The sequence below is a fragment of the Pseudolysobacter antarcticus genome, from assembly GCF_004168365.1.
Lineage (GTDB): Bacteria > Pseudomonadota > Gammaproteobacteria > Xanthomonadales > Rhodanobacteraceae > Pseudolysobacter > Pseudolysobacter antarcticus.
Window position 1 is genome coordinate 3,579,117 of record NZ_CP035704.1, and the last position, 20,883, is coordinate 3,599,999.

At 59.3% G+C, this 20,883-nt stretch carries 11 protein-coding genes; 3 read left to right on the top strand and 8 right to left on the bottom strand.

Translation table 11 applies throughout. From position 1 onward, the window contains the following. Positions 1–14: 14 nt before the first annotated feature. The 8 genes from ELE36_RS15395 to ELE36_RS15430 form a co-directional block, all read right to left on the bottom strand. Positions 15–485 (bottom strand): hypothetical protein, encoded by a 471-nt coding sequence (locus ELE36_RS15395; protein ID WP_129834821.1) that lies wholly within the window; start codon positions 483–485, stop codon positions 15–17. An 86-nt stretch (positions 486–571) separates the two neighbouring features. After that, positions 572–9,214, bottom strand: a complete 8,643-nt coding sequence (locus ELE36_RS15400; protein ID WP_242512282.1) for a glycoside hydrolase family 94 protein — start codon at positions 9,212–9,214, stop codon at positions 572–574. 399 nt (positions 9,215–9,613) lie between these two features. Then, on the bottom strand, positions 9,614–11,392 hold the full coding sequence (locus ELE36_RS15405; protein ID WP_129834823.1) for a DUF885 domain-containing protein: 1,779 nt from the start codon (positions 11,390–11,392) through the stop codon (positions 9,614–9,616). 148 nt (positions 11,393–11,540) lie between these two features. Then, the gene (locus ELE36_RS15410; RefSeq protein WP_129834825.1) at positions 11,541–13,334 is read right to left on the bottom strand and encodes a glucan ABC transporter ATP-binding protein/ permease; all 1,794 of its coding nucleotides are present in this window, start codon (positions 13,332–13,334) and stop codon (positions 11,541–11,543) included. 404 nt (positions 13,335–13,738) lie between these two features. Next, a complete protein-coding gene (locus ELE36_RS15415) occupies positions 13,739–14,377 on the bottom strand; it encodes a GNAT family N-acetyltransferase (RefSeq protein ID WP_129834827.1) in 639 nt (212 codons plus the stop codon). Between the two features lie 157 nt (positions 14,378–14,534). Beyond that, positions 14,535–15,344, bottom strand: a complete 810-nt coding sequence (locus ELE36_RS15420; protein WP_129834829.1) for an SH3 domain-containing protein — start codon at positions 15,342–15,344, stop codon at positions 14,535–14,537. Positions 15,345–15,497: 153 nt separating this feature from the next. After that, complete coding sequence (locus ELE36_RS15425) at positions 15,498–16,220, bottom strand: Crp/Fnr family transcriptional regulator (RefSeq protein WP_129834831.1); 723 nt, start codon at positions 16,218–16,220, stop codon at positions 15,498–15,500. Positions 16,221–16,448: 228 nt separating this feature from the next. Beyond that, positions 16,449–17,192, bottom strand: coding sequence for a Crp/Fnr family transcriptional regulator (locus ELE36_RS15430; RefSeq protein ID WP_129834833.1), 744 nt, complete (start codon positions 17,190–17,192; stop codon positions 16,449–16,451). 373 nt (positions 17,193–17,565) lie between these two features. Between ELE36_RS15430 and ELE36_RS15435 the strand changes: the two genes are divergently transcribed. The 3 genes from ELE36_RS15435 to ELE36_RS15445 all read left to right on the top strand — a co-directional run bounded on the left by ELE36_RS15435 (position 17,566) and on the right by ELE36_RS15445 (position 20,844). Continuing rightward, positions 17,566–17,838: a hypothetical protein gene (locus ELE36_RS15435; RefSeq protein WP_129834835.1), complete on the top strand. Its 273-nt coding sequence runs from the start codon at positions 17,566–17,568 to the stop codon at positions 17,836–17,838. Between the two features lie 167 nt (positions 17,839–18,005). Further along, positions 18,006–19,082, top strand: coding sequence for a DNA polymerase IV (gene dinB / locus ELE36_RS15440; protein ID WP_129834837.1), 1,077 nt, complete (start codon positions 18,006–18,008; stop codon positions 19,080–19,082). 142 nt (positions 19,083–19,224) lie between these two features. Beyond that, positions 19,225–20,844, top strand: a complete 1,620-nt coding sequence (locus ELE36_RS15445; RefSeq protein WP_129834839.1) for a hypothetical protein — start codon at positions 19,225–19,227, stop codon at positions 20,842–20,844. Positions 20,845–20,883 lie beyond the last annotated feature (39 nt).

Here is a 20,883-nt window from a genome sequence, read left to right on the forward strand (position 1 = left end):
ATGTGGGTTTATTTTTAACGATAGACGTCGGTCAGGCCGGGCACCGGCGACAGACGGCTCTTATGCTCGAACGGAAATTCGCGATTTTCCTTTTCCGTGTTCAGGCCGATGCTGCCCTTGAGCTCGTACTGCACACCACCGGGATTAGCCTTGCCGCGCGCGCGCAACGCGGCGCTGATTTCCGGCGCGGGTGCGATCGTGGTCTCGACCATGTCGCCGTTCTCGGCGGCGATCACGATATCGGCGTTGAAGGAAAAATCGCCCGCGGAAATTTCGCCGAGATCGATATGCAATTTGGTCGTGCCGTAATGCACGCTTTGCGAACTGAAATTCTCGATGCGCAATGCGAGTTTCCAACGCCCATCCGGCAATATCGTCACCTGCTGCAGGCTCGCGCCCGGCGCCACGAGCGGTCGCACCGCTGCACAACTCGCCAGCAACACAAGCACAGTCAAGCCAAGCAGAAAACGCGCGCTGATTTTCATAAAAACTCAAACGGTCGTATGAATACGGATGCGTACATTACCCAATTCCCGATGACAGAGAAAGTATCGCCGCAACATGGCGGCGCTCAGCTCGCAGAGCGCGCCACATAAACCTGCACCGCGTGTTCGAGGCCATCATCGAGCAACGGCACGCTGGCATCGGTTTGCATTACGCCATCCAGGCTCACGCCGCCGGCCTGCATCGGTGCGACACGATTTACCGCGATCACATACCGCGTGCTGGCATGGGTGTAATGCAAGGTGAATTCCTGCCAGTCGTCGCGTAGATGCGGGCGCAAATGCAATCGCCCGCCGTCGATGCGCAGGCCGAGAAGTGATTCCAGAATCAGCCGATACAACCAGCCCGCCGAACCCGTATACCAAGTCCAACCGCCGCGACCGCCGTGCGGTTCGCGCGCGTAGACATCCGCTGCGACGACATACGGTTCGACCTTGTACACATCCACCTGCGCTGCGGTCAGCGCGTGGTTGATCGGATTGATCATGTCGAACAATTCCCACGCGCGCGCGCTGTCGCCGAGCTCGGCAAATGCCATCGTCGCCCACACCGCGGCATGGGTGTATTGGCCACCGTTTTCGCGCACACCCGGAACATAACCGCGGATGTATCCGGGATCCATCTTGCCGGTGTCGAACGGTGGATCGAGCAACTGGATCAGTTGCAGATCCTTGCGCACGAGATGCGTATACAAGGATTGCATCGCTTGGGCGCGGCGTTCGGCGCTGCCCGCACCGGACAAAACCGACCAGCTCTGCGCGATCGAATCGATGCGGCATTCGTCGTTGGCCGACGAACCGAGTGCGGCGCCGTCATCGAAATACGCACGGCGATACCATTCGCCGTCCCACGCATGTTGTTCGAGGTTTTCGCGCAGCTTGGCCGATGCATCGATGCAACGTTTAGCAAAAGTTTCATCATTGCGCCGACGCGAGACCTGCGGAAAATGATCGAGGATCTGATACAGGAAAAAACCGAGCCAGACGCTTTCACCCTTGCCGTTGAAACCGACCAGATTCATGCCATCGTTCCAGTCGCCGGTGCCCATCAGCGGCAAACCGTGTTCACCCAGACGCAAGCCGTGCTCGATCGCGCGAACGCAATGCGTATACAAATCCGCGGTCTGTGCACTCGGTATCGGCAAGTCGTAATGCGAATCCTCGTTCGCATTCACCGGCCGGCCTTCGATGAATCCGATCACTTCGTCCAGCACCGCGTAATCGCCGGTCGCCTGCACATAACGCAATGTCGCCAGCGGCAACCACAGGTAGTCATCCGAGCAACGTGTGCGCACGCCACGGCCCGCCGGCGGATGCCACCAATGCTGCACATCGCCTTCGGGAAACTGGCGTGACGCGGCGAGCACAATCTGCGCACGCAGCAACTGCGGTGCGGCATGCACGAGCGCCATCGCGTCCTGCAACTGGTCGCGGAATCCGAACGCACCACCCGACTGGTAATAACCACTGCGCGCCCACAACCGGCACGCCATCACCTGATACACGAGCCAGCCGTTGGTCAGCGCGTTTAGCGCGATATCCGGTGTATTGATCTGCACCGTGCCGAGCGTTTCCTGCCAATATTTCTCAACCGTTTCGAGCGCATCGAGCGCGGCGGCGGGCTTGCGAAAACGCCGCACGACTTCACGCGCTTCTTGCGCGTTGCGACCCACGCCGAGGCGGAAAACCACTTCGATCTCGTCATCGATACCAAGCTCGAATACGGTCTGGATCGCGGCGCACGGATCGAGCCCGGCGCCGGTCTTGCCGGAAAGGCGCAAGCGACGCATCGCCGCCGGACTGCGCAAACTGCCGTTGCGACCGATGAACTCCGCACGGTCGCACGTGAGCGTGCGTGTGGAATCGTCGACATCGAAAAACGCCACGCGATCGGCGAATTCCATGTTGTAGGCATTGCGCGCGAACAACGCGCCGGTCTCGGTATCGATTTCGCTGAATACATGCATCGCCGAGCGCGCACGCAAATCCGCGAGCACCCATTCGACATAACCCGTGGCCGACAAACGCCGCGCGTAACCGCTCTGGTTGTGCAGACGCAGGCGCAGGAATTTTATCGGCGCATCGTGCGCGACATACACGCACAACTCGCTCTGGATGCCCTGCTCGACATGTTCGAAAATGCTGTAGCCGAAACCGTGCCGCGTGATGTAGTTCGACACGCCACAACTCGGCAGCGGCGTCGGTGACCAGAAATGTCCACTGTCCTCGTCGCGCAGATAAACCGCCTCGCCAGCGCTGTCGCTGACCGGATCGTTCTGCCACGGCGTGAGCCGGAATTCATGCGCGTTTTCGCTCCAGGTATACGACTGCCCGCTTTCGGAAATCACGCAACCGAATTGCGGATTCGCGAGCACGTTGACCCACGGCAACGGCGTGCGCTGCGCTTGCGTCGTGACGATGACGTACTCGCGCCCGTCCGCAGAAAATCCGCCGCTGCCGTTTTCCAGCAACAGATCGTCGCGGCGCAATTGCTGCAGCGGCGTGCCGTCGATACGCGCCAGAGTATTGGCCTTGAAGCGCGGCATGCGCGCCTCGATCGAGCCGCGTTGATTGATCTGCTCGGCGAGAGTTCCGACATCGTCGCGGATGATCACGCGCGCGACCGATTGCAGAAGAATGCGATCCTCGCTCGCGATCTGGTCGGCGTGGCGCACGAAAATTCCGCCGGGTTTGTCGATCACGCTCGCACCGACGCCGGCGGCGATCATGCCGACGATATGATCCTGCAGCGACTGCCGATATCCGGCCTGCTCTTCGTTCCAGATCACCAGATCGACCGCCAGACCTTTCAGGCGCCAATACGTATGCGCCTGCACCATCTGCCGGATCAGATCGATATTGCCGATGTCGTGAATCTGCACGAGCACGATCGGCAGATCGCCGGAAATCGCATAACCCCACAAGCCCGACTGGCCGCGCCGATTGCTCGCGATGATGCTCGCATCCGCGCGCAGCGAGGCATTGGCGTAGATGATCGAGCTGGCCATGCGCGCATAGAGTTGCGCGTCGGATTCGGTCGCGTCGATCTGACGCAACACCACCTGGCTATGCGTCCACGCGAGTTCGAACACGCGATCAGCGAGTCCGCGATCCTGATATTTTTCGATCAGCCCCAGACATCCGTCACGGGTTTCGCTCGCGCCCGTGACGATATCCACGACCACCGATTGCTCGGCTTCGAGCGTGATGCGATGACGAATCGCGACGATCGGATCAAGCACGGAACCTTGTCCGCCACCGAGCGCGCCGAACGATTTCAACGCCTGCGGATCGGCCGCGGTATTGCCGCGACCGATGAATTTCAGGCGATCGGTTTCGTAGGAAATTTCATCGACTTTGGCGCCGTGCGCCGCCATCTGATGGAACATCCACGGCACCTGCTCGCTCAGCGAGCGCGGCCGGCGTGTGCACAGAATCGCGCGCCGATTCGGCACGATCTCAGTCTGCACAAACAGGTTACTGAACGCCGGATGCGCGTCGTCCGCCATCGCCGGCGCGAGCACCACTTCGCCGTAACTGGTGATCTCGATGCTGCGTCGGCTGCGTGATCGATTGATGATGCGCACGCGGCGCAATTCGATATCGTCTTCGGGCGACACCACGATCTCGGTATGGGTTTCGAACTCGCCATCGCGGCGACGGAATTCGATACGTGCCTCGGAGAAAATCGCTTCCTGGGTTTCGGCGCGCGCGAGTGTCGGCTGCAACGATGTCGACCACGTGTTGCCGGTGCTGATATCGCGCAGATAACAGAAATTGCCCCAGCTATCGCACGTGCCGTCTTCGCGCCAGCGCGTGACCGCGAGATCTTTCCAGCGGCTGTAACCGCCGCCGGCATTGCTGACCATGACGTGGTAACGACCGTTCGACAGCAGTTGTACTTCCGGCAGCGGCGTATCTTGACCACTGAGAATTCGGATCGGCATCGGCGTGCCGGCGCTGCTTTCGCGGATGTCGGCAAGACCCACCGGCTGCACAAAAAAACCGGTCGCTTTCGGAATGCGTTCCTGCAGCAGCAATAAAGTCGCCTGGAAATACGGATCGGATGCAAAACGTTTCTGCATCGGCTGATCGAGCAGCAGGTAGGCAAAGGACAACAGGCTCATGCCCTGATGATGTGCCATGTACGAACGCACGATCGCGCTGTTCTGGCCGCGTGGCACACGCGCAGGGGTGTAGTCGATCGCCTCGTAAAAACCGTGGGCGCCTTCAAAGCCGGCCGCGGCGAGTTGCTGCAAGTTGTTGCACGCAAGCTCCGGTTCCACCATCAACGCGAGCGCCGTTGCGTACGGCGCAATCACCAGATCCTCGGCCAGGCCACGCTTGAGTCCGGTGCCCGGCACGCCGAACGCACGATACTGATAATTCATCGCCGCATCGACGGTGTTGTAACCGGATTCGGAAATACCCCACGGCACGCCACGCTTGCGCGCATATTCGATCTGGCGCTGCACGGCTGCGTGATAAGTCTGGTCGAGCAGGCTGTTGGTATAGGTCGGCATCACGAGCAGCGGCATCAGATATTCGAACATCGAGCCGCTCCACGACAGCAGCATCGGCTCACCTTCTGCGGTCGCGAGCAGGCGCCCGAGCGCGAACCAGCTTTCCTGCGGCAACTGGCCTTGCGCGATCGCGACGAAGTTGCACAGGCGCGCTTCGGACGCGAGCAGATCGTAAAAACTCGCATCAAGGCGGCGCTCGTTGACGTTGTAGCCGATCGATAAAAGATGGCGTGTCTCGTCGTAGAGAAAATCGTATTCGATACGCGCGAACTCGCTGCACTGGGTGGCGAGTTTGTCGATCGCTTGCGCACGTTCATGCGCCTGCGCCGCGCTTGCATCGAGTTTTTCCGACAAGGTATTCAACCAGATACGCGTTTCGTCGCTGCTGTCCGGATCCTGCAGATGCTGCTGGATTTGCGGCGCGAGTCGACCCTGCCATTCGGCGATTTCGTGCAATGATGGAATACCGGAATGCGGCAGCAGATCGGACAACGCCGCAGGCGCTGTCGGCATCGCGCTCCATGGCGCGAGTCGATCCAGTTCTTCGAGCAATCCTCGGCATTGCGCTGCGAGTGCACACGACCAGCGTACGGTTTCTTCGCGCGCTTCGCCGACAAATTCGGATTCGAGCTGAGTCGCGATTTGCGTGAGATTTTCCAATTGCGTGCGCACCTCGATCAGCGCAGGCGGCGGCATGGCTTCGCAGACGGCGAGCGTTTGTGCGAACTCCGCCAGTAAACCCGATGGCGTATCGCTGCACGCTGTGCTCAGCAAGCCGAACGTATCGCGCAGGCCGCCGCTCCAACGGCGCGCGAGAATCGGTTCGTGCATGAGCGCACACAGGCCGGGACGCAAGGTCAGCAGATGTCCGGCGAGATTGCCGCTGTCGACCGTCGAGATATACATCGGCTGCAATGGCTGCAGATCGAGCGTGTCGTACCAATTGTAGAAATGGCCGCGATAACGTTCGAGTCGTTGCATCGTCGCAAACGTCGCGCTCGTGCGCGCGAGCAACTGGCTGGCGGTGATGTAACCGAAGTCGTGAGCCGCGAGATTCGCGAGCAAAGCCATGCCGATATTGGTCGGCGAGGTGCGATGCGCAGTCACGCGTAACGGCTGTTCCTGAAAATTATCCGGCGGTAACCAGTTTTCGTCGGCATTGACAAAATGCTCGAAAAATCCCCAAGTGCGGCGCGCGCGTTCACCGAGAAACTGCGCCTGCTGCGTAGAGATTTTCGATTCACCTCGTTGCAGTGGTCGCGACAACCACCACGCCCACACTGGTGCAAGCAGCCATAGCAGCAAGATCGGCGCAGCAACCAGCAACGCGTGCGGATGCGGACGCTGCAAAACGATCGCCAAAACCACAGCCAATATTGGTGCGATCCACATCGTGCGCAACGAGTTGATGACACCTTCTTGCGGCGCGGCGTTCTGCACGTTCGACTCCTGCCACTCAAGCAGATTTCGGCGCGTGACAAACATTCGCAGCAACGTACGCACGATCGCATCGAAGTTGTAGTACGCCTCGTATGGCAGGCACGCGAGCAGGAACGCCGCCTTGAAAAAATGCAGTCCAGCGGCGCTCGCCGCGCTGGCCAAATGCGCCAGCAATTTTGTCTCCGCGGGTTTTTGCACCAGGTCGAGAGCGCTGATGAAGATCGCCGGAATCAACAAAATTCCGAGCACCGCCGCGGTTAAAAACCAAGCCGATGAAAACAGCGTCCAACCAACCACGAACATGCCGACCAAGGCCAGCGGCACCAAGCTGCGACGCAGATTGTCGAGGATTTTCCAGCGCGACAACGACGACAACGGATTGCGCTCGTACTTGCCCGCCGTGCTCGGCACCCACGGCAACAGCCACGCCATGATCTGCCAGTCGCCGCGAATCCAGCGGTGCCGGCGTTTCACGTCGCTGCTGTAACGCGACGGATAATCCTCGTACAACTGCACATCACTGAGCAGGCCCGAGCGCGCGTAATTGCCTTCGAGCAAATCATGGCTGAGGATGCGGTTGTCGGGGAAACGTCCGTTCAGCGCCCGCTCGAACGCATCGACATCGTAGATGCCCTTGCCAATGAACGAGCCTTCGTCAAACAGATCCTGATACACGTCGGAAACAGCGCGCGTATACGGATCAACACCCGAATCGCCGCTGTGCAATCGCGCATAACGCGAACGATTACTGCCGCTCAAACTTACCGCCACGCGCGGTTGCAGAATGCCATAGCCGGCGATGACGCGACCGCTGCGTGGATCGTGCACGGCGCGATTCAGCGGATGCATCAGTGTGGCGATAAACTCGCGCGCGGTGTCACGCGGCAGTTGCGTATCGGTATCCAGCGTGATGACGTATTTGACCTGCTGCAGCGGCGTGATGTCGCCGACGATCAACGAAAAGCGATCGCCAGCGTGCCCGCGCAGCAGCGCATTCAGATCGCCGAGTTTGCCGCGTTTGCGCTCCACGCCCATCCACGTGCGCTCGCGCTCGTTCCACAATCGTGGCCGGTGCAACAAGAAAAAGGTTTCGTTCTTGCCGTCGCCATATTTCTCGTTGAGCTCGTTGATGCGCGTCGAGGCGAGTTGCAGCAAAATCTCATCCTGCGGCATGCTCTGAGTCGGCGCATCTGTGAAATCCGTGAGCAACGCAAAATGCAGTTGGCGATCGCGATTGGCGAGAAAACGCACTTCCAGTCCGAGCATCAATTCATGCACGCCGGCAATATCGCTGAGCATGGTCGGCACCACCACCAGCGTACGTGCGCCGGCCGGCAAACCCTGGCTGTAATCCATACGCGGCAGCGGTTGCGGCGTGGCCATGCGCGTAGCGAGCCAGTTGATCAGCGCAACCGCAAGTTCACTCACGCCAATCACCACCAGCACGCATATCAGCAGCAATCGCCAGCCCGCAACGGAGTGATCGAGCGCCGGATGCAACACGAAAAAACTCAACAACGCGGTCATCACCGCGATGCTGCCGAGATAACCGAAAACCGGCATGCGTTTGGCGCTGCGTTGCAGCCAGCGGAATAAGCCGATACGCGCCGAAATTGCACGTTGCAGCAACAGCAAGCCATCATCGATCAGATAAAATCCGACGTGCCGTGCGCGCTCGTCGGCGGCGGCTGCGGCTTTCGCAAGATCGATCGCGTGCCGCGCGATCTCGCCCTGACTGAGTGCGCAGCGATTGGCAAGCGCCTCGATCTTGTGTCGATAATTATCGCGCGTGGCGAAATCCATCGCGGCATAAATCCCGGCGGGATCCTCACATAATGTCTGCTCGACCAGGCTCATCGCGTCGACGAATTCGCGCCAGTCCATCACCCCGAGAAAGCGCAGGCTGCCGATGCTGTTGCTCACGCTGACCTGATCCGCGGCCTGGCCCTGCTGGCCGGACTGCACCAGTTGCTCGATGCTCAGACCGGACTCGGCCAAATGCTGCTGCATCCACGTCAGCGGCAAGGCGAGCGTCGATCCATGGCCCTGCAAACGTCGCGTGAGTTCGGAGACGAATGGACTGTCGATCGGCGGATTCGAGCGCGCCATGTCGGCGGTGATGAGGATGAGGTTTTTCGGATCGTTCTCGGCCGCATCGATCATGCGCGTAGCCCACGAGATCGCGATATTGCGCTCGCGCCGACCGGCGGCGGTGCGATCCGCGGCGCGGCGCAGATTCTCGATCAGCGCGAGTCGCAGCATGATCGGAATCGCCCACAGTTCACCCAGCGTCAACGGGCTGATCTTCTGATAAGCCGCCACCACGCGCCGGATGCTTTCGCCATCGACACGCGCATCGCTGTGCGCAATGGTTTCGAGCGCGATGTCGTAGACACGCGGCAGGCCGCGCGACGCGCCTTCACTGAGCTGCGGCAATTCCCAGCTATAACCTTTCGGCAAATGGCGCCGCGCGGTATTGATCTGTTCCTCGATCAGATAAAAATTGTCGAGCATCCACTCGCCCGCCGGCGTGATCTGGCGACCCGACGCCACCGCTTTTGACAACAGTTCGCAGGCTTCGAGCAACGCGCGTTCGTTGGATGTGAGGCGCGCGAGCAATTGATCCGGTGCCTTGCCAAAACGCACACGATGACTCTGCGCGAGTTTGCGACCATGCGCTTCCATCTGCGCCATGCTGAACAATTCGGCGCGCAACGGCGGTGCGTTCGGCGGTTTCTTTTTCGCCACTCGGTGGTGCCAGCGCGCGCGAAAATAACGAAAAGTTCTGCGCAGAATGGCAATGGGATCGTGACTCTTTTTTGGATTCACTTTTGGATTCACGGGCACTCGAATTCGAAGTGGGATGTTTGAAAGCGCTGCGCGGATTACGAATATGCGGAAGTTGCAGCATGCAATTTGCACAAGGCAGGATTGCAAATTGCGTGGACGGCACCGGCGACACAGCTCAAATTTTTCGGGCCTGCCATGAGTTTTACAGCATTACGCGTAATGAAATCGTGCTGAGGCGATTTACTTCCGAGTCGATTGCAACGAACGGGCCATTCCGCGCCCATAAAAAAAGCCGCGACAGTAGAGGCGCGGCTTTTTTGCTTGCGACAACGAAGAACGTTGCAGCCTCGATTGCGGCTACTTCACCGTGGCGATCCAGCTGTCGATGCGCTCACTGAGCACATCAAGCGGCAACGCACCGCCGTTCAATATCTGGTCGTGGAAGGCACGGATATCGAACTTGGCGCCGAGCGTTTTCTTCGCCCGCTCGCGCAATTCGAGAATCTTCAGCTGGCCGATCTTGTAGGCCAGCGCCTGAGCGGGCAGCACGATATAGCGATCGGTTTCGGCCCGCACTTCGGGTTCGTCCTGCGACGAATGCTCGTGGAAAAAATCGACCATCTGCTGCCGCGTCCAATGCTTGTAATGCACACCGGTATCGAGCACGAGGCGATTCGCGCGCAACAGTTCATCCGACAAATGACCGTAGAAACTCAGCGGATCCTGATAGAAGCCGACTTCCTCGCCGAGCCGCTCGGCATACAGCGCCCAGCCTTCGATATACGCGGTGTAACCGGCCTGCCGACGGAACGGCGGCAGATCAGCCAAACTCTGCGCAATCGAAATCTGCATGTGATGGCCCGGCACGCCTTCGTGATAGGCGGTCGATTCGATATTGAGAATGGTGCGATTGGCAAAGTCGCTGGTATTCACGTAAACACGGCCCGGACGTTTGCCATCCGGCGTACCCTGGTTGTATTCAGCGCCGCTGGCTTCCTTCTCGCGGTATTCCTGCACCGGCAAAACTTCGACCTGGGTCTTCGGCAACAAGCCGAACAACTCGGGCAACTTCGGCTGCATCTGTGCGATGTATTTTTTGTACAGATCCACAATCTGCTGGCGCGAGCTCGCGTGCGTCTTCGGATCGGCAGCCATTGCCGCGCGGAAACTCTTGAGATCCTTGTAGCCCTGCTTCTGCGCAATCTTGAGCTGCTCGCCTTCGATGCGCTTGACTTCGCTCAGGCCAAGCTCGTGGATTTCCTGCGGCGATTTGTTGGTCGTGGTCTGCTGCTCGATCGCGAATTTGTACAGTTCATCCCCGTTCGGCAACGACCACAGACCTGGATCGGTGCGGCCTTTCGGCGCGTAATCCTTGGCGACAAAATCAGCGAGCTTGCGATACGCCGGGCGCACTTTGCTATCGACCGCGGCAATAATCGCATCGTGCAGGCGCTTGCGATCCGCCTCGGGCACCGCGTCGGGAAATTTCGCCACGGCATGGCCGAACACGCTGGCTTCGCCCGCAGGTTCCGCGATCGACTGACACTGCGTCACCACTTTTTCGAGCAGATAACGCGGCGGCATCAGGTGATCTTTTTCGCCCTGCTTGAGCACCTCGATCATCTGATCGAACAAGCGCGGCACGTTATTCAGACGCGTCAGATAATCTTCGTAATTCTTGGTGTTTTCGAACGGTATCGCCGAGACGAATTGCGCCAGTTGCAAATGCGCACCACCGAACTGATCGAGCGGCATTTCATTGAGTTTCAAGTCGGTGCCACGGATGTTGTCTTGCAACTGGCGCACCATCAATTGCTGATTGAGCCGATCCTGATCGGCAAAACCGTTGATGTCGATCGCCTTGAAGCGCGCGAGAAAACCTTGCGCGTCTTTTTTCTGCTGCTGCGCATGTGCCAGCGTCTGATCGCTCCACTTGTCGTTGTAGCGCAGATCACCAAGAATCGTTGCAAACTCGGGCGCTTCCTTGAGCGTGTATTGCCACTGCTCGCCGAGCAGATCGTTCAGCGCTTTCACACGCGTCGGCACATCGGCGGCAGCGCGAACCGGCGCATAAATACCCATGCCGAAAACAATCGCAACGGCAAGGATCAAAGGTTTCATCGGCAAAGCGTGCATGCTTCATCTCTCCATGGAAGATATGCCGGGCGGCATATCCGGGGCGCTCACTTTCAACGCGATAGCAAATGCGAACCAGTGCTGAAAGTCAGTACCGCGCGCGGCGGCACTGACGGGCCGAAACATCACAAGTCGACGCGCTGCAAACTTAGGTATGTGCGAGTTCACGTTCGACGACATCGACCGATTCGACGCTTTCTTCCTCGACCGCGTCGGGCGCGAACTGTCCCTGGTTGGCGAGCTCGGCGAACAATCCACCCTGCGCCACGAGCTCGTGATAACGCCCCTGTTCGACCAGACGGCCTTCGTTGAGCACGAGGATCAAATCGGCATTACGCACCGTCGACAAACGATGCGCGATGACAAACGTTGTGCGGCCTTTGGTGAGCTTGTTCAGCGCGCGCTGGATACGCGCTTCGGTGCCATTGTCGAGCGCGCTGGTGGCTTCATCGAGAATCAGGATCGGCGCATCCTTGAGCATCGCGCGCGCAATCGCCAGACGCTGGCGCTCGCCGCCTGATAACGAACGACCGCGCTCCGCCACCAGCGTTTCGTAACCTTCGACCTTACCCGATACGAAGCTGTGCGCTTCGGCCGCCTGCGCCGCAGCGACGATTTCCTCGATATCCGCATCGGGTTTGCCGACACGCAAATTATCGAGAATCGAGCGATAGAACAGACCCGGATCCTGGAACACCACCGAGATATTCCGGCGCAACGAAACCAAGCTTGCATCGCGCAAATCCACACCATCCACGGTGATGCGTCCGTGCTGCGGATCGTAGGCGCGATAAAGCAAACTCAGCGCCGTGGTCTTGCCGGCCCCGGTCGGGCCGACCAGCGCAATCGTGCTGCCGGCAGGCGAGCGGAAGTTCAGATCGCACACCGCATCACGCTCGGCTTCAAAACCGAACGTGACGTGCTCGAACGCGATTTCACCGCGCGCTTTTTTCAGATCGAGAGCATCGGGTTTTTCCATGATCGCCGGATGCGTATCCAGCACCTTGAAAAAATCACTGAGCGAATGGGTCTGGAAAAACAGGCTGGAAATGAAACCGGAAAATTGTTCGAGGCGGCCGATCAGCATCAGTGCAAAACCGACGAACGTGACGATATTGCCGACCGACACTTCACCCTTGCCATTCAGCGTGGCGCCGAGGGCGAAGATCGCGACGATCGTCAACGTGCTCGCGGCACGATTCAGCACCGACAAAATCGCCCAGCCTTTCAACACTGGATATTGCGCGGCGAGTACACGCTGCATCATCGCCTTGAGGCTCGATACTTCGGCTGCCAGTCGCGTGAAACTCTGCACCACGAGCACGTTGCCAAAGACGTCACCAGCACGCGTGGAAATTTCATGATGCAGTTCTTCTACCTCACCTTGCGCCTTGTGCGTGCGGCGCATCGCCACAGCGTTGAACACCGCAAAACTGATCATCAATCCGATCATCAGCAGCGCGAGTTTCCAGTTCATGTACAGCGCGATCGGCACCATCACCAGAATCGACAACAAGGTGGCGAGATGGTCGCGGAAAAAACTCAGCCACAGCGTGAACAGATTGCTGCTGCCGGCATGCATGATGCGCAGCAGGCGACCTGTGTGGTTCTCGCCATGGAAGGCCAGCGGCAGCGAAATGGCGTGCTCGAAAAACGACGAGATCACCGCGAGCCGGCGCCGATGCGCGAGCCGATCGGCATGCAGCGAAACCCACACACTCGCGATCACGCCGCTGAATCCGGCGAGTGCCCACAATACGATCATGTGCATTGCACCTTGCTTGCTCGGTGTGCTGAGCGCGTCAACGACCTTGCCGAACAATACCGGCTCGATGAAATAGATTCCGGCGAGCACGAGGTTCGCCAGCGCGAGCAAAATCGCGAGCATTTTTTCGGGCGCAAGCAGTCCGATGACACGCAGGTAAGTTCGGAAAATCGACACGCTGTTTCCTTGGCTGGTTGATTGCGACGGAAAGCTTAGCGAGCGCTACCCTGCAAGAAACCTGAACGGCCATCGCCAGACCGGAAATCCCGGTAAAAAGTCGTTTTTCAGCGCTGTTAGCTTGTACGCTTTTGCGCGAAAAGCTGCGGCTTGCGGGGATCAAACGCGCACCACTTTCGCCTGATCCCCTGCAACTTTGATACTAATGAATAACAGTGGGCCACGCTAAATCCGTAGCCAAACCTCAGACAAAGAAAAGCTGCTCAGGGAGCAGCTTTTCAACCGGCACCCGCCCCAACAGGGGGATGGTGCGGAATACCGGAACTCCTTATCGCATGAGAGACCGACGGGTTATGTGCTCTCGATCGCAAATGCATGCGCAGACATGCGCAGCCGGAAAATAATCAGCCTAGCCAAAGCTGTTTCATGAACAGCACGCGCCGCATGAACATCTCCTCGTATTGCTGCAATGGCCAATTCGTGTCGCAAGGAAATACGGGGCCATTCTTGAATCCGAGAAACCGGGCGAATTCACGCAGCAAATCCTCGCCCGCCGCTTCGATCGCGTGCATCGATCCAAGACCGCGCGCCAGCGCACTGTCGATGATGCGTTTGGCAAGCAATACGCCTACGCTGGTATGTCGCCACTCACTGCAGACGACCACGGCAAAGTCGCAGGTTCGATCCTGGCGCAAACTCAGATGCGCCGAACCGATCGTGCGCGCCGCGCCGTCGACGAACGCATGCGCAACAAGCACGACTTCGTCGGGATGCTCGCTATCGACCAGCTGCCGGAAAAGATCGTCGCCGTGCGGTTTCAACTCACCGACAAAACGACAGCATAAGGAACCGCGCGACAGATGTTCGATCAAACTCTGGTCCGCTGCCATGTCTGTCTGCTGGATCGGCCGGATCAGCATGCGGATGAGATCGCTGCGTATGTTTCTGCAGGCGTCCTCTACCGCGATGAAATCGTGCAAGACGACGATATCTCGTGCTGTCGCCAGTGCGTTCGAATGAACTGTTGCCGTCAAGAATCCCATTCTCGTCTCCTTTGCCAAGTTGCCGCGCCACGCGCCAGACAGATCCCCGTGGATGGCGAGTAGTCGCCTCCTCAGTTCATTCCGATCACCGATCCGCTTTGATCGTGCTCATCGTCGATGCGCTGCAGGCGGCGAGGCGCGAACGCAGCGCGCAACGTCAGTGTTGTTTTTTGTCTTTGCCATCTTCGTGTTCCGGCTCTGATTTTGCCGGCGGCTCTTTTTTCGGGAGGCTTGCCGGCGCAGGTTTGCCTTCGACGATCGCCTTCGGCGGCGGCGCTGCTCTCTGCACGGGCGCAGCCTTGGCCATTCCCGCTACAGGCTCGGCTGGGCGATGGTCTTCTGGCTTCCGCGGATGAGGCGGCGCTGCCAGTGGATGCTGCGGCACGGTCGCACCCGGCAGTGGGCGTGGGTTGGAGGGCGCAGCGGCAACAACCGCTGCCTGCCTGGGTTGCACATTGCCCGTGTGCTCGGGCGGATGTGCCGAACGCAAATCCTCGGGACGATTTCGGTTTGAATCGTCGTGCGGATGTCCGCGCGGATCCGCATGCAACGCGATCGGCCGGTACTGCGGCCTGACTTGACTCCAATGCTCGCGCCCGCCATACCACGGTCGGTTGCGATAATTGTTTTCCCAATACGTGCCGAACACGAAACCGACGATCGGAATGCCGATGCGAACACCGTAGTCGGGCACCAGAACGCGTTGCCCCTGATAATCCTCCTGCAGGAAATTGCCAGCGACCCAGCCACGATCGTTGCCGGCGGCCACATCGCACCACGACCAGCCGTCGACGCAGCCCTGGATCGCAACCGGCGTGCCGGCGCTCAGCATCGTCACACTCGGATAGCTGGAGTCCGGGCCGGCGCGCAGGTTCACATCGCCGAGCACGTAACCATCGGCGGCGAAGACCTGCGTTACAGCGGAAAACAACAGAAACGATGCTGCGATGGCAACAAGATATTTCATCCGACTAGCCCCGAACCGCGAGGGATCAGATATACGCCGACCAGGATAGCTTCACCGTGCGGTAGCGCGCATACGCTCGATCAATTTCTGTAAAAGCCCCGTCGCGTTTTTTACGGCTGCTTCAGTGATCGGGCCGGCGCAATTGACGCCGCGTTATTTCCTGGTTCGCTCGAACAATCCACGTTGATAGATATCGAGATCAAACTGGTAGCACGCACACGCCGCAGCTTCGAGACGATTACGATCGAGTATCGTCATGTCGCCACGACTGTATTGAATCAGCTCCGCCGATTGCAGCATTCCCGCCGCCTTGGTGACGCCGGCGCGGCGCACACCGAGCATGAAGGCAAGAAACTCCTGGGTGACGACAAACGAATCCGCATGGGCGCGATCCTGAGTCATCAGCAGCCAGCGCGCGAGGCGTTTTTCGACCACGTGGAAACGCGTGCACGCCGCGGTTTGCGCAAGCTGGCGGATCAGCACATTCACGTACCGGCTCAGGATTTGACGCAACAACGGCGCGCTTTCGAGTTGACGACGAAAGGCCGCGATTTCGATACGCCACGTCGCACCGGCGCCCTGCACCAGTGCGCGCAGCGGCGCAATCGTGCCGCCGAGAATCGGCGCGTGCTCGCACATACCTTCGTTGCCGACCATGCCGACCTCCAGTGTGGAGTGGCCATCGACCGTCGTCAGCATCGAGATGAAACTATCAATCGGAAAATACACGTGGCGGATGCGATCGCCCTCTTCATGCAGGATGCTGCCCAACGGCAGATCGATCGAGGTGCAGTCAGCGAGAAAGTGATCTCGATCCTTTGCCGGCAGCGCAGCAAGCAATCGATTCGATGTGGTGCCGCGTGGCTTGATTGACATGTGACTCTCCTGACAGCACGGGCGTGGGCCCAGCAGCTGGCAAGGAAGAATTGTCACGTTCGTCCGCTGTCGAATCCGATGAGATGAAGTGCCCGGCACTCGCCGAACGGGCCCGAGCATGCCGTGAAAGTGGTGCGTCGTCTGTCCGATAGCGAACATAGCGCCGCCACTCAAGCGATAGCGGCTGTCAGCGCAAGGCTTCAGAGACGCGGGGTGTCTGTTTTTTGTCTAGGTTTTGGGGATTGTGGCCGGCTGGCCGTTGTCCCACGGCAGCAAGCGCATGAACTCCTTGCGCACGACCGCGTAACACTCGCACGCGCGGCTTTCCAGACGCTTGCGATCGAGCACACGAATGCGACCGCGGTTGTATTCGATCACGCCCGCACGCTGCAGCTTGCCGGCCGCTTCGGTGACGCCCTCGCGGCGCACACCAAGCATGTTGGCGATCAATTCCTGCGTCATCGCGAGTTCGTTGGACGAAAGTCGATCGAGGCTCATGAGCAGCCAGCGGCAGAGTTGTTGATCGACGCTGTGATGCCGATTGCAGACTGCGGTCTGCCCCATCTGCGTCAGCAAGGCCTGGGTATATCGCAGGAAAAGCTGCTGCACCGGCCCGGCGAGAAAAAACTCGTCGCGAATGAACTGGGCTTTCATGCGAAACGCATGTCCGGCGCTTTGCACGACCGCCCGACTCGGCGTCGTGCCACCGCCCATGAACAGCGAAATGCCAACCAACCCTTCGTTGCCGACGATCGCGATTTCTGCCGAGGAACCATCCTGCATCACATACAGCAGCGAGACGATCGAATCAGTCGGGAAGTAGACGTACGGCTGGTCGCTGCCCGATTCGTAGATAACATCGCCGAGCGTCATCACGATCGGCGTGAGATGCGGCGCAAAACGCTCCCATTCTGTTTCGGGAATCGCGCCGAGCAGATGGTTTTGTTTGGGATTCGTTCGCGCAAGCGGCATGACGGTAGCTCGACAACGGTGGGCGTCGAATGCAGCACGACGAATTTATCACCTCAATGATAACGTCCGCCGCGCAGTACGTATGTGCGCCACCGTACAGACTAAACCGCGGTGTTTCCAGTTATCACGGCGTCGATCACACACAGTCCGTTGCGGCATCGCGTCTTTCGCTGTAGCAACCGCGGCCGGCAGCGACCGGCGCTGACAACGAGATATGGCAAATTTCCTACAAAACCTCGCGCCGTTTGCCCACTGCGCACCGCGCGGATAACGCGCAACCTGAATCTGCCTGCGCTGCCAACGGAACGGACTGGATTACCTGCAGGAGAAGCAACTATCGCGCGGTCTTGTCGCCCCCTATCGGTACGAATCCATGAAACCAGAAGCACAGCAAGCCCTCCACGAAATCCGCTCGCTCAAGCGCATGGGCGATTACATTCGCTGCGCGCGCGCGGAACTCGCCAGCGATCCGGAAAACTCGCAGCTCAGCACGTTCATCGCCTTGATGGAGCGTCTGCTGGCGCAGGAACAAGCGCGCCTGTGCAGCGTTTGCTCGGATCCGAACAGCGATCATGTGCACGCCGGATCGGAGTCAAAATCTCGCCTGCAGCAACATGCCGCAACCGGTTACGACGCGCGCCATTGAGCGTGCGATTTCGATAGCACTTTGCCCAGCGACTCGGGCTCGGCAAGTGTCGCGCCTGATTCGCTGACGTATTTGTTGCGAAAATAATCCGTCGCAACGGCGCTGCGCGTGCGTCCGATATTTCAACTAGAGTAGCGCCAGCCGTTCCGTGCTTGCGCGATTCTTCCGTGTCCGAATTCATCCGAAAATTTCTGCATGTCGACATGGATGCATTTTACGCGTCGGTGGAGCAACGCGACGATCCATCATTACGCGGTCGTCCGCTCGTCGTCGCGTGGCGCGGGCCGCGCTCGGTGGTCTGCGCGGCATCGTATGAGGCACGGAAATTCGGCATCCGCTCGGCGATGCCGGCGATACGCGCGGAGCGCCTGTGCCCCGATGCGATCTTCGTGCCGCCGGATTTCGTGCGTTATCGCGCGGCATCAAAACTGGTGCGCGAGATCATGCTGCGCCATACACCGCTGGTCGAACCGCTGTCGCTGGATGAAGCGTATCTGGATGTCACGCAGAATCTCACCGGTCATAGCAGCGCGACGGCGGTTGCCAAAACTATCCGCGCCGAAATTTTTGCCGAAACCGGATTGACCGCTTCGGCGGGTGTGGCGCCGGCAAAATTTCTCGCCAAGATCGCGTCGGACTGGCGCAAACCGAATGGCTTGTTCGTGATCCGCCCCGAGCACGTGCTCGACTTTCTCACGCCCTTGCCGGTCGGTCGCCTGCATGGCGTCGGCAAGGTCATGGAAGCCAGACTCAAGGCGCTAGACCTGAACACGGTCGGCGAATTGCGCGCGACGCCGGGGACGATGCTCGAAGCGCATTTCGGCCGGTGGGGTCGGCGTCTGCGCGAGTTGTCGCACGGCATCGATCACAACGAAGTGCATGTCGAACGACCGACGCAATCGGTATCGGCCGAAGATACGTTCGAGCAGGATCAGCCGCTCGAAGCGCTGGAGCCGACCATCCGCCGCCTCGCCGAACGCACGTGGAAAGGCGGTATCGAAAGTGGCCGCACCGCGCGCACCGTGGTGCTGAAACTCAAGACCTCCGACTTTCACCTGATCACGCGCAGTTTTACCCCAGCCACGCCGCCGATCAGCGCGCAGGAAATTGCCGATACTGCGTGTGACTTGCGCCAGCGCGTCGATGATTCCGGCACTCGTCTGTTTCGTCTGGTCGGCGTGGGTTTGTCTAACTTTGTCGATACCGATCAGATCGCGCCGCAGAGCCAGCTTTTTCCGACGTGAATCGTGGCCTAAAAAAATATCGGCACCGATAGTAAATTCGTCTGATAGGTTTTTCCCGCGTTTCGCGTTTATTTCTCCCTGAGCACGCCATCAAGCAAAAAACAGCGCCTGGCGGCATTCATTCACTGATTGGGAGATCCTCATGTTGCGTTTACCTCGTTTGACTTCCGTCCTCGGCACCGTCGTTTTTGCGCTTGGCGCAAGCAGCATGGCCAGCAGCGCGATAGCCGCCAGCAGCATCGTCGTTGGTGCAACCGAAGATGCCGACAGCAATGATGCGATCTGCACCTTTCGCGAGGCGATCGTCGCGACCAATGCTCAGGCGTCGTATCACGGCTGTGTTTTCAGCGGCAGCGGTGCGCCGACCACGATTAGTTTCAATATCGCCGGCGCCGGGCTGCAAGAGATCGACATCACGAGCCAATTGCCAGCCTTCACCAAGCCGGTAATCGTCGACGGCCTGAGCCAACCTGGGGCCAGTTGCAGCGTATGGCCGCCGACCTTGCTCGTGGAAATCCGCAGCCCGAGCAACGGCGCATATAGCGGCCTTGGCCTCAACCCCGGTTCCGGCGGCAGCACGATTCGCGGCCTGGTGATGAACGGTTTCAACAACAACAGCGGCAACAATTTCAATTTCAATGCCGCGATCAATATTTTCCAGAGCAACGGCAATCGCGTGGAATGCAATCTGATCGGCACCGATGCCAGCGGCACCTCGAACATGGCCAATCTGCGCGGCGTCGATATCAATAGTTCGTCGAACAACATTATTGGCTCGGACGGAACGGCAAAAAGCTATTTCGCGCGCAATCTGATTTCCGGCAACCAGTACGGCCAGGTCAACACGCGTGGCACCGCGTTGAGCGGCAATCGCATCTCCGGCAACTTCATCGGCACCGATGTCACCGGCACGCTGGCGATGAGCGGCCAGGGCGCGGCGGACGGCGTGAATATCAGCGCCAGTCCCGGGCCGGCCAGCGGAAATTTCATCGGCTGGGATGGCATTGGCGATCCGCTGCTGATGCGCAATATCATTTCCGGATTTACCTTCAACGGCGCTGGCGCAATCACGATGGTGGTCGGCGCGCAAGGCAATCGTGTCGCAGGCAATTACATCGGCACGGATGTGACCGGCAGCGTGGCGATCGCGAATTTCTTCGGCGTGAGTCTGGGTTCGAACAGCAGTGTTTTCGGCAATATCATCGGCAACGACGGCAGCCAGAATGCGGCGTCGGCGCGCAACGTGATTTCGGGAAACAGCTTCACCGGCGTAGACATCAATGGATCGAACGGCACCCACGATAACGCGGTGATCGGCAACTTTATCGGCATGAATGCCACCGGCACTGCGATCCTCGGCAACGGCTCGTACGGTGTTTCGATGGATCTCGGATCGGCGAGCACGCTGGTAGCACGCAACTGGATCGCCGGATCGGGCCGATCGATTCGATTCTTCGGTTCGGGCAGCGGCACTACCGCAAGTTTCATCAACAACAGCAGCGCTGCCAACGCCAACTTGCCTGCCCTCGATTCGCGCGACAACTGCCTGCTCAATTCCGGCGGTGGCGTATATATTCTGGCGCAAGGATCGAGCGTGCCGAACCCGAATCTGTTTGCGCATAACTGGTGGGGAGCGGCTGGCGGCCCGAACACCGCCGGCGCTACCACGGCCGATGCAAGTATCGCCGCGAATCCGGCGCTGATCGCACCGGCGACAATCTGCAGCGACGTGATTTTTGCGAACGGTTTCGAGGGGCAATAGTCGGCAATTTTGCAGATGATTCGCTCTGACCCGCCGGGC

Coding starts and splice junctions, on each gene's coding strand:
- ELE36_RS15395 (WP_129834821.1), bottom strand. CDS start 485: ATGAAAATCAGCGCGCGTTTTCTGCTTGGCTTGACTGTGCTTGTGTTG.
- ELE36_RS15405 (WP_129834823.1), bottom strand. CDS start 11,392: ATGCACGCTTTGCCGATGAAACCTTTGATCCTTGCCGTTGCGATTGTT.
- ELE36_RS15415 (WP_129834827.1), bottom strand. CDS start 14,377: ATGGGATTCTTGACGGCAACAGTTCATTCGAACGCACTGGCGACAGCA.
- ELE36_RS15420 (WP_129834829.1), bottom strand. CDS start 15,344: ATGAAATATCTTGTTGCCATCGCAGCATCGTTTCTGTTGTTTTCCGCT.
- ELE36_RS15425 (WP_129834831.1), bottom strand. CDS start 16,220: ATGTCAATCAAGCCACGCGGCACCACATCGAATCGATTGCTTGCTGCG.
- ELE36_RS15430 (WP_129834833.1), bottom strand. CDS start 17,192: ATGCCGCTTGCGCGAACGAATCCCAAACAAAACCATCTGCTCGGCGCG.
- ELE36_RS15435 (WP_129834835.1), top strand. CDS start 17,566: ATGAAACCAGAAGCACAGCAAGCCCTCCACGAAATCCGCTCGCTCAAG.
- ELE36_RS15445 (WP_129834839.1), top strand. CDS start 19,225: ATGTTGCGTTTACCTCGTTTGACTTCCGTCCTCGGCACCGTCGTTTTT.